Source organism: Bacillus sp. FSL K6-3176 (assembly GCF_038003325.1).
GTDB lineage: Bacteria > Bacillota > Bacilli > Bacillales > Bacillaceae > Bacillus > Bacillus altitudinis.
In genome coordinates this window covers 380,291-391,042 of the sequence record NZ_JBBOOX010000001.1, presented here as the reverse complement: position 1 = coordinate 391,042, position 10,752 = coordinate 380,291, and the positions used below count along the sequence as shown (strand labels likewise).

The following is a 10,752-nucleotide window of genomic DNA, read 5'->3' as shown; positions in this document are numbered from 1 at the left end:
TATTTCATTCCTCCTTCCCCTTTTTCATGACTGATCTAGTGGTGTTAGGTCAATTTCTCCTCAAGCATGTCAAAGATATCGTCCATTTCATCCATTTCAAGGTCTGCAGCCGAGAAGTCACTTGGTGTAAATTCTCGCTCTTGATGCGCTAAGCAATGGGTGATGATGGATCTGATTTTCTCCTTCAACAATGCGATGAACTGCTGTATCGTTTGTTCTTCATACTCACTTGCACAATATGAGCACGACAGAATGAATTGATTGTGCTGAACAAGACCGCTGAGGTTCAGCTTATAAACAGCTTCTGATTCAGGGCTTGCTTGACGGCCCATATCATAGGTTGAGGGCCCAAAGAGTTCTGTCGTCACTTCCTGATCAATCTGCCCCAGATAGTTCAAGCTGATTTCAGGCTGCACGTGTTTGACTGACGGTTCGGATGGTGTCATGTATCTTAAAATACCGTAACCAATCCCTTTATTCGGTACACGCCGCAGCATCTCTTTCGTTCCTTTGATAGCATCTGCAATGGTCTGATTCGGTTTCGCTTCAAGAACGACTGGATACATGCTCGTAAACCAGCCAACTGTACGGGATATATCTAATCCTGATAAAATGTCCTCTCTTCCATGACCTTCAAGCTGTACATGTACATGAGATTGTCCTGTCCATTCCTGAACGGCCAGCCCGAGCGCACATAGAAGAATGTCATTCATTTCTGTTGTGTACGGAAGATGGATATTCGTTAACAGATGCTCAGTTTCTGCTTCTGTCAGCTGCATTTTGACAGCTTTCGTATCCGCAACTTTTCTTTCTTTTACTTCATGGTCAACAGGTAAAGTCGTAAACGGTCTATTTTCAATCGCTGCCCAATACTCCTTCTGGTTTTTTAGCAGCTGTGACTGCGCATATCGTTCAATCGCTTCTGCCCATTCTTTGAAAGAGTGCGTTTTTGGCGGCAGAACCATCGTTTCTCCTTTTTCTGCCTGATGATAAAGAGACATAAAGTCTTCTAGTAAAATCCGGCAAGAAACGCCGTCAATCACAAGATGATGTGTGATGATGAGTAAGTGATCACCGTTTTCTGTATGGAAACAAATCACTTTCATCAATGGACCCTTTTCAAGATTCAGTTGACGCTGATACTCATTGGCGTATGTGGAAATCGCCTGTTTCACATCTTGCGCTTTTGAAACATCACAAGAAATAATTGAAAATGGTTCTGTCAACTCCCGCTGATTGTATTGCAGCATGTCATCATGCTCCTGTCTGAACACCATGCGCAGTGCATCATGATGTGAGAGCAGTTTTTGCAGAACTTGTTCTGTGACAGCCAAGTCAAACCCTTTTGGTGCATGAAGCATCATTGAGAGATTCCAGTGGTGCTGGTGATCAAAGTTCCGTTCAAAGAACCAGCGCTGAATCGGTGTTAAAATGACCTCTCCTTCCACAACTGACTGATCAGCTGTGAGAAGGTCCGCTTCTTCGATATATGGGCGGAGCTCCGCAATCGTTGGATATTGGAAAAGCAGTTTCATATCGAGCTTCCAGCCCTCTTGCGTGAGTCTGCTGGCCATTTGGATGCCTTTAATCGAATCTCCGCCAAGGAAGAAGAATTGGTCGTGAATACCAACTTGGCTGACGCCAAGCACATCTTCCCAAATGCCGCAAAGCAGTGCTTCCACTTCATCTCTTGGCGCTTCGTATGCTGTTTGATTCGCTTCCATATCAGGTGCTGGCAGTGCTTTGAGATCCACTTTGCCATTTACCGTCATCGGCAGTTGGTCTAGCTTGATGATCCATGATGGCACCATATATTCTGGCAAGATGCGCTTTAAGTTTTCTTTCAACGTATCCGTTTCTTTATCTGTGATGACGTAAGCGACAAGAGCGTCTTGATCACTTGCGTCTTTGACCGTTGTCACGACGGCTTCTTGGACTAAATCCAGCGCAAGGAGCTGCGCTTCAATTTCTGACAGCTCAATCCGGAATCCGCGGATGCTCACTTGATGGTCTTTTCTGCCGAGATAGATCAGTTCGCCATTCTCTGTCCACTTCACCAAGTCACCTGTACGGTACATGCGCTCTCCTGGATAAAATGGATCTGGGACAAACCGTTTGTCCGTTTCCTCTGGTAGATTCCAGTAGCCTCTTGCCAGTCCTTTCCCTGCAATCACGAGCTCACCCGGTACGCCTTGCGGCGAGAGGTCATATAACGAACCCATAATGTAAAAACGAGTATTGGCAATCGCTGTTCCGATAGGAAGCGTGCCTTGATCTGGATCAATGATCCCGCTTGTCGCCACGACCGTATTTTCTGTTGGGCCGTAGTTATTGACGAGTTTGTATGGAACGGGCTTCACCTGTTTCAGCTTGTCCCCGCCTGTCAGTAAGTAACGGAGAGAATGATTGTCCATCGACATAAACTGCTCACATAGCTGTGTTGGCAGGAATGCAATGGTGATGCCTTCGTGATTAAAATACGAATTGAGCTTGATCATATCGAGGCGAATCGCTTCGTCGATGATATGGAGCTCTGCGCCGGCGATCCACGTCGGGAACATCTCCCAAATGGAGGCATCAAAGCCAAAGCCGGCATATTTGGCGGTTCGGTCTTGTTTCGTCACCTGGAAAGCATCATTGTGCCAAAAAGCAAGATTGACAAGAGACTGGTGCTCGACCATGACACCCTTCGGCTGTCCAGTCGTTCCAGATGTGTAAATCATATAGGCGAGATCCGTTGGTTTGACAGGAACCTGAATCTCGTGTGCTTCTCCTTCTACTGCCTCTTCTATGAAGAGGGGATGACCTGTGAATGAAGGTGGTGCAGTGAGCCCTTTCTGAATCAGAAGGACCTCTGCCCCGCAATCTTCCAACATGTAGGCAATGCGCTGCGCTGGATAATCGGCATCAATCGGCACAAATGCCGCACCTGCCTTGAGAACCCCAAGAACAGCGGCTGTCATCTCGAGCGATGGACGCGTGAGAATGCCGATGCGGTCTCCCGGTTTTGTGCCGCTGGAAATGAGTCTTGCGGCGACTGTATTCGCCCGGTTGTTCAGTTCTTCATACGTCCAGCTTGTGCCGCAGAAGGCAGCGGCTTTTTGATGAGATACTTCTTGCGACTTCGTCTCAATCAATGCATGAACCGTTTGATCTGTCGGGACATTTAGGATAGGGCCTGACCATACATCAAGCAGATGTCGCTCTTCTTCTTTGGTTAAGATGGAGATGGTTGAGATCGGCTGATTCAATTTCGCAAGCATTTCGTCTATGATTCGCTCAACATATTGACTCCATCGCTGAATGGTACTCTTTTTAAATAGTGCCGCTGCATATTCAAAGCGCAAGCCCACTTGATCTTGTTCCTCAAAGATGCCGAGCGTTAAATCAAACTTTGCCTGAACGGCTTCTTGCTGTCTGTGTGAAAGCGTAAGTCCATTCAAATTCGGTAACGTCAGATCACGCTCATCCGTTGTCATCATGACACTAAACAACGGGTTGCGGCTCGTGTCTTTCGGAAGGTCTAACTGCGCGACCAAATCCTCAAACGGGAATCCTTGATGTTCATAAGCTGATAGATTGTGATCTTTTATTTTTTCTAGCAGATGCTCTGCAGTTTCTTCTATCTGAACGTCATGTCGAAGGGCCAGTGTATTCACAAACATGCCCGGAATCCGTTCGATTGACGCATGTGTACGTCCAGCCGTTACAGCCCCTATGACGATGTCATGCTGCCCAGTCAATTTATGAAGGAGAATGGCAAAGGCCGTTTGCATCACCATGTTCAAACTCACATTTTTTTCAGCCATGAGCGCTTTGACATGCTGCGCCTTTTCAGCAGACAGCCATCTATCCACCCGGTCTCCTGCAAATGACTGCACACTAGGCCGCGGGAAATCAAGCGGAAGTGCTAAGTCTTCTGGCGGCTGTGCATATTGCTCCAGCCAATACTGCCGCTGTTTTTCAAGTGCTGCTTGCTGCTCTTCCTCTTGCTGCCATACCGCATAATCCTTGTAGTGCAACTGAACTGGCGGTAACGTCTTATGCTCATACAATTCCGCTAATTCTTGAATAAGTAGACTGCGTGTCACTCCGTCTGCGATGATATGGTGCATATCCATCATGAATACATATTTGTCATCAGACAGCTTTGCCACTTTCGCTCTCATTAGAGGTGCTTGATGTAATGAGAATGGTGTCATGAAGTTGTCTACGACGGATTGTACCTGATCGCTTTCTACTTCAACCATCTGTAACGTAAACGGCACACGGCGATAAATTTTTTGGACGGGACTGCCGTCAATTTCAACAAAGGCTGTCCGCAATGACTCATGTCTATCAATTAAAGCTTGAATCGCTCCTTCTAGCTGCTTCAGATCAAGGTTTCCTTCCATCATGAAAACGGCTGGCATATGGTAGGTGACGGATTCTGGATGCAACTGCTGTAATACGTACATTCGCTTTTGTGCGGAAGAGACTGGATAGAAATCTTGCTTTTCCGCTGGCTGAATGGATGTGACGAGCGAAGCATCAGCTTCTTCCAAATAGGCAGCTATCGCCCGTATCGTTGGCTTTTCAAAAAGAACCTTGAGTGGTACATGCTGATTCAGTTTGGCTTGGATTTTCGAAATGAGCACCATGCCTTTCAGAGAATGCCCGCCTACTTCAAAGAAATGGTCATCAATGCCAACTTCCTCAATTCCAAGAACATCTGACCACATATCACAAAGCGTCTGCTCAAGCGCCGTTTCTGGTGCTGCATGTGCCGTGCGGTTCATATGTGCCTCATGAGGAAGCGGCAGAGATTTTGCATCTACTTTTCCGTTTTGCGTCAGCGGCATATGATCCACTTTGACAAAATAAGTAGGAATCATGTAATCCGGCAGTGTCTCTGAAAGCTTTTCTCTAAATGTCAACGTTCCAATGTGATCAGGTGCTGTATAATATAACGCCAGCTCCGGTAAACGAGATGTGTTGATCACTTTGACATACACTTTTTGAATGGTTGAAAGGGCACGTGCGGCATGCTCAATTTCTTGTTTCTCAATTCGATAACCGCGAATTTTCACTTGATCGTCTACTCTTCCAAGGAATTCAATCTCCCCATTTGCATGCTGTCTGACCAAATCTCCCGTTCGATACATCCGCTCTTGAGGGAAATAAGGATTTTCAAGAAAACGCTCTGCTGTTAATTCAGGCTGATTCAAATAACCTTTTGAAACACCATCACCTGAAATGTAGAGCTCACCCGGTGCGCCATAAGGAACAAGGCGCTGCTCGCGATTGCATACGAGCGCTCTTGTATGAGCAATAGGCTTTCCGATGATAGAACGCTCCTTTAAAGCGTCCAGTTCATGCGGTGTCATTAGCTTGCTCACTGTACCAATCGTTGTTTCTGTCGGACCGTAATGGTTCATCACTGCCACGCATGGATGCTGCTTCATAAATGTCTCAACATCTTCAGAGACAATCGGTTCTCCTCCCAATACCACAAGCCGTAAAGCGTCAAATGTATATCCCTTTGAATCTGCCATCATATGAAATAAGGATGGTGTCATTTTGATATAAGTCAGCTCTTGTTCATCAATAAAACGCATGAGACGTACAGGGTCTGTATACACGTCTTCACGAGGAATATAGAGTGTCCCGCCTGCTTTTAGAACCGGGAAAATGCTTGTGTAACCAAGATCGTATGCATAAGAAGACAGGAGTGCCGTTCGATCGCATTCTTGTAAAGTCACTTCATGTGTCAACCAATTGACGTAGTGTGATAGATTACGATGCGTGAGCTGTACACCTTTTGGCTTCCCTGTTGTTCCAGATGTGTAAATCACATAAGCCAGTTGATCAACCGATACGTCTGGCAGGTCTAGAGAATCGTTTCGTTGGACGGCTTTCTCCACATGTACGACCTGAATCGACTTGAGATGCTGATACGAATCGCCAAGAGACTCATTTGCCACGATGACTTTTGCCCCTGAATCTTTTAATGTGTAACGAATACGTTCCGCAGGAAAAGCTGGATCAATTGGGACAAATGCACCGCCTGCTTTCATTACACCTAGCATCGAGACAACGACATAGACAGATCGATCAAGAATAAGTGCGACTGTGCTTTCTTTCTCTACGCCTTGCATCTTCAGCTCACTGCAAAGAGCATTGGACATGTGATCTAGTTCACGGTAGGTCAGCTTCCTTTCACCATCCATCACCGCAATGGCATCAGGCGTTTCCATGGCTTGACGTGAAAATTGCACATGGTACGGCTCATGTTGACCTGTTTGTTCTCCATCCCTTTTCTCCAGCCGCTCCATTTGCTCATGCTGATCCAAGAGGTTGAACAAGCCAATTTGTTCATTCGGATGCTGGACCGCCTCACGAATAATCGCAAGAAGATGTGTTCCGAACCGGCGGATGGTTTCCTCTTTAAATAATGCCGTTGCATAGTCTAGGCTTAGTTTTATTTCTCCCTCACGTTCAAATGCTTCTAGAGACAGATCAAATTTGACGGATCGGTGCTGCATTGCATAAGGCGAAATGTTCAGATCGCCGAGCTTTAGTGCAGGAACATCCATGTTCTGCATATTAAACGAAACACTAAAGAGCGGGCTTCGGGTTGTATCACGATCAAGCGGTAGACGCGCGATTAACTCTTCGAGCGGATAGCTTTGATGTGCAAAAGCATCTACACTCGTTTCTTTTATTTCTTCAAGCAGCTGTAAAAATGACTTTGTTTGTTCCGGTTTCCCGAGCATCGCAATGGTATTGATGAACATCCCCGGCATGTCCTGAATATCTGGATGTGTTCGTCCCGCAACAGGAGATCCGACAATGATATCTTCCTGTCCGCTGTAGGATGCGAGCAGCACTTGAAATGCAGATAACAAGAACATGTACAGCGTCGTATCTGTTTTCTTGAGCAGCTCATGAATACGCTGAGTTGTCGCTTGATCACAGCCAAACATCACTCGTTCTCCAGAAAAATCACGTTCCACTGGACGCGGGTAGTCTGTCGGCAAATCTAAAACCGGTACATCTCCTTCGAATTGCTTCAGCCAATACGCTTCATGCACACGCTGTTTCTCTGTTTCTTCTTCACTTAACTGCCAGACAGCGTAATCTTTATAATGAATGGCTCTTTCTGCAAGTGCCTCTCCATCATAGGCTTTCGCCAAATCCTGAATGAACGTCTTCATGGAACTGCCATCTGTAATCAGGTGATGTGCTTCCAGAACTAAAAGATGACGGTCGTCACTCACTTTGAGCAGCTGTGCCCGCAGGAGGGGAGCGGCTGTCAAATCAAACGGCGCCTGACGTTCAGCAAGAAATGCCTCAGCCTCTTCTTCCTTTACATCATGGACAGGGAGGTCAAATGCCGCTCGTTCATGTACCCTTTGGACGATGTGCTCGCCTTTCATATGAAAACTCGTTCTTAAAATTTCATGCGTTTGAATCAATTCATCAAATGCTGAGGTGAGCCGCTGATGATCGAGCGTACCTTCAAGCGTTAAGACGATCGGAATATGATAGTTTGTACTCTTAGGTTCAAGTGTTTGTAAAATGTATAAGCGCCGCTGAGCTGGTGACACTGGATAGTCCTCCGCCTTCGCTGCGGGTAAGATCGGATGTCCTTGTTCTTCTTGACCGTCCTGGTCAATGTATGACGCAAGCGATCGAACCGTTGGCTTTTCGAATATCACTTGAATCGGAACTTCCTTTTGGAACACTTCTTGGATTTTGGCTGACATCATCATTGCTTTGAGTGAATGTCCGCCAGTCATGAAGAAATGCTCATCTATTCCCACCGCTTTCCCAAGCAGTTCCTCCCAAATTTGAGCAAGCGCCTTTTCCGTCTCAGTTTCAGGTGGAATGATCCTGATTTCTTCACGATCAGCTTCGTCAGGCGTTGGTAAAGCTTTTCGATCGACCTTTCCGTTTGCGGTAAGCGGAAAAGCATCTAGCTTCATGACGTGATGAGGTACCATATATGCTGGCAGTGCTTGATGAAATAAAGCCCGCACTTCTTCTTCCGTGATCGTTCCCGTATAGTAAGCGGTCATTTCTTTTTCCTCTGAAGGAGACGCATGGATGAGCACAACCGCATCATCGATCCCCTGCTCTTGTTGAAGAATCGTTTCAATTTCACCGAGCTCAATACGGAAACCACGGATTTTCACTTGATCATCTGTCCGTCCGAGGAATTCGATTTGACCATTTGAACCGTACCTAGCCAAATCTCCTGTTCGATATAAACGCCCTTCTGCCTTGAAAGGATCAGCGATAAATACTTGCTTTGTTAATTCTGGACGATGGAGATATCCTCTTGAGACACCGTCACCGCCGACATACAGCTCTCCTGGCGCACCAATTGGCTGAAGTCTTTGATTGTCATCTAAAATGTAAGCGGACGAATGATTGATCGGCTGACCAATTGGAATCGTGCCCGTTTCATCCCCTCTCACCTCATAAATGGTCGAGATGGTGGTGTTTTCTGTGGGGCCATACGCATTCAGTAAAACAAGTGATGGATGATGTTTCTTCACAAGCTCTGCACTTTTCACATTGATCACATCACCGCCTGTGATCAATTTGGACAATCCTTTAAACATATGCGGTCGCTGCTGAGCGAGTTGATTAAACAAACCTGTCGTTAAAAAGAGCGACGAGATTTGATTCGTTTGGATAAAGCGTTCAAACCGGTTGATGTCCAATAACGTGTCACGGTCAACAGGATAAAGCGTTGCACCGTTCAGCAGTGTGGTGAAAATTTCAAAAGTAATGGCATCAAAGCTGACTGCTCCTGTATGTGCCATACGATCCGACTTGTTCAAGCCCAGTGTCTCCTGTGAACATGCCAATCTGACAATATGTTGATGCTCAATTTGAACACCTTTTGGCTGACCGGTTGACCCCGACGTGTACATGATATACGCCAATTGCGAAGGAGAGGTCTCGACTTCGAAAGGTCCGTTTGACTGATTCGATATGTCCGACACATGAACGGCTTGGATGCTTTCATGAACTGGCGGCTGGCTGTCCGCATAGAGCAAAACGGATGCACCGCTGTCTTCAAGCATAAAGCGGATTCTATCCTCTGGCTGGGCTGGATCAATTGGTACATAAGCAGCCCCTGCTTGAAGAACCGCTAAAATGGCGATCACTGCTTCAGCAGATCGATTCATATACACTGCGACGGCATCTTCTTGTTTCACTCCGCTGTCAACCAAATGACCCGCCACACGATAGATTTCTTGGCCGAGTTCTTCATAGGTGAATGCCCGCTCTCCTTCGACTAACGCCAGCTGGTCTGGCTGCGTTTGAATGCGTTCTTTCAGAAGCTCAGGAATAGACAGATGCTTTGGATAATCTCGTTCTGTCTTGTTCCATGTTTCAATCTGCTGTTTTTCTTCTTCGGTGATACACATCACGTCATGAAGGCGAACTTCCGGATTTTCGATGATCTGCTTCATGAGGTTGGTCAGGTGTTTCGATATTTTTTCAATGACCTCTTCTTCAAAAGCCACCGCATTGTATTTGATTTTCAATGTCCATGTTTCACCTGGATATACAAGGACATTTAGATCGAAATTCGTTTGTTCAAATCCGTCTTTTACATCAATGGAAAACCCTAGACGTTCCGACATGGTGTCACCAGATAGCTCTTGATCTAAAGGATAGTTCTCAAACCCGACCAAGTGATCGAAGAGTTGTCCTCCTGCAGCTGCCTGTTGCTGAATGTCATAAAGCGGCATAAAATCATAGTTTTCCGCTTCCAGCGCATGCTGCTGAACTTTTTGAAACAGCTGTTTGAAGGTGTCTTCCTGATTCATTTCTACCCTGACCGGTATTGTATTGATAAAAAGCCCTGCCATCTGTTCTATCCCAGCCACACTTGGCGGCCTTCCAGATACGACTGTTCCGAAAGTGACATCATGTGCCGCATGGTAAGTCCCTAAAAGAACCGACCAAACAGCCTGGAATAGATTTGGTGCTGTCACTTGGCAATTCCTTGCGATCTCTTGAATGCTGCTGACCATTTCAGCATCCCATGTGAACGTCCATTCCTGATGGTCATATTGCCCGTTCGCTTCTTTTTGCTGCAAAAGCCCTTGATGCTGAACCGCACCGTCTAAGCGATCCTTCCAATAGCCTTCCGCTGCTTGTTGATTTTGCTTGCCAAGCCACTGGATATAATCTGCATAAGGTTTTCCTTGTGAGCGATCCGGCGTTTTGCCGTTCCGATAAGATTCGTAGTAATGAAACAATTTTTTCATCAAAACTCCCATGGACCAACCATCCATGATGATGTGATGGTTGCTCCAAATGAGATGCCAGTTTGTTTCATTCAGTTGAAAAACAGCGACCTTCAATAACAAATCATTCGTTAAATGGAAGCCTTGCTTTCTCACTTGCTTTTTATATTGATCTAGTACCTTTTGCTGTTCCTGATGATTCAGGTGAGATAGATTCTTTCTATACACATCTAGATTGCGCTCTGCCAGTACAACCTGACGAGGCTTCTGTAATTGCTGATAGACAAAGGCTGTACGGAGAATGTCATATGTGCCGATGAGCTCATTGAGACTTTTTTCAAAAAGATCGAGATCAAACTCCCCTCTTATTCCAAGCTCTAGCTGTGTGAAATAAGAGGACGAATTAGGGTCTAGCATGGCATGATATAACATGCCTTCTTGCATTGGTGTTAAAGGATATACCTTTTGAATCTTCTGTTTGCTCATAGTCCACCTCTTC

General features: G+C 46.0%; 1 protein-coding gene. It reads right to left on the bottom strand.

Annotation, left to right across the window (positions count from 1 at the left end; translation table 11 throughout):
• Nucleotides 1–44: 44 nt before the first annotated feature.
• Nucleotides 45–10,739 carry a non-ribosomal peptide synthetase gene (locus tag MHB38_RS01980; RefSeq protein WP_341002194.1) on the bottom strand — a complete coding sequence of 3,565 codons (10,695 nt, stop codon included), beginning with the start codon at nucleotides 10,737–10,739 and terminating at the stop codon, nucleotides 45–47.
• Nucleotides 10,740–10,752: the final 13 nt, after the last annotated feature.